Annotated in this window: 1 protein-coding gene; it reads left to right on the forward strand. The window is 50.0% G+C overall.

Features of this window, described 5'->3' with window-relative positions; translation table 11 throughout:
- The first annotated feature begins 71 nt into the window (after nucleotides 1-71).
- Nucleotides 72-785 carry an HNH endonuclease gene (locus DBR18_RS19535; RefSeq protein ID WP_108591533.1) on the forward strand — a complete coding sequence of 238 codons (714 nt, stop codon included), beginning with the start codon at nucleotides 72-74 and terminating at the stop codon, nucleotides 783-785.
- Nucleotides 786-1,006: the final 221 nt, after the last annotated feature.

Genomic DNA, 1,006 nt, shown 5'->3' on the forward strand with positions numbered 1-1,006 from the left:
GTAGGAATTTTCGTAGACAGCAGTAATGGCCACTCAGTATCGTCCGAGGGTTTTCAACCCTCGGCGATTTTATGGATACGGAAAAGGAAAATAGTGGCTGGACGGATGAGGAGCTTGGAGCTTCGGTTGATGGCTATCTTGATATTCAGGCTCGCTACCCAAATGATCAAAAATTTAATAAGTCCTTGGAGCACAAGCGTCTGCAGAACGGCGTACTCGCCGGGCGAAACACCAAGTCAATTGACTATCGACTGCAAAACATTACCGCTCTGTTCGAAGATCTTGGGCTGAAAACGATCTCTAGCTACAAACCAAAGGTGAATCTCGGTTCAGGGATTACCGCGCGCCTGATCAAAATCCTAGAATCTAAAGGCCTCATTACGCTGGATTCCGGTACACCTTCCACGCAAGAAGAATCATCACTTCGAAATGTACAACGAGCGAAACAACGTGATTTTGTGAGTGAGCCAGAGGGTGTGCAGATACCTCAGCAAATCGTCAGGACAACCAAAACCTACGCCCGCATATCCAAAGTCAAAGATTGGATTCTGTTCAACGCCAAGGGTTTCTGTGAGGGATGTGGACAACCAGGTCCGTTTGAAATGAATGGAGAACCTTACCTTGAGGTTCACCACGTTAAGCATTTGTCGGACAACGGGACGGACTTCAAGACCAACACCGTAGCGCTGTGCCCAAACTGTCATCGACGCTGCCACCATTCTGACGACAGAGAGGCTTTCACTGCTTGGCTGTATGACAACGTTGGAAGACTCGAAAAGGAATAATCGCGGTTTATCTGACTAACCGTATTGGCTGATCTTGGGGCTGCTTCTCAGCCCAGCGGGAGCAAGCTCCCTCGCCACAGGGGTGATGTGCTGCCTGCTGTGGCGGGGTGAGGATTGAAATCTGGTTGATGCCTGGAATCGCCAGCAGGCTGGCTCCCACAGGTTTTGCATCATCCTGAAAACAATCAGTGCAACCCGCCGCGCCTCCCGCTATTAATACC

Source organism: Pseudomonas sp. HMWF021 (assembly GCF_003061005.1).
Lineage (GTDB): Bacteria > Pseudomonadota > Gammaproteobacteria > Pseudomonadales > Pseudomonadaceae > Aquipseudomonas.

Excerpts from the sequence above, each read along its gene's own strand:
- DBR18_RS19535 (WP_108591533.1), top strand. The coding sequence starts at position 72 with ATGGATACGGAAAAGGAAAATAGTGGCTGGACGGATGAGGAGCTTGGA.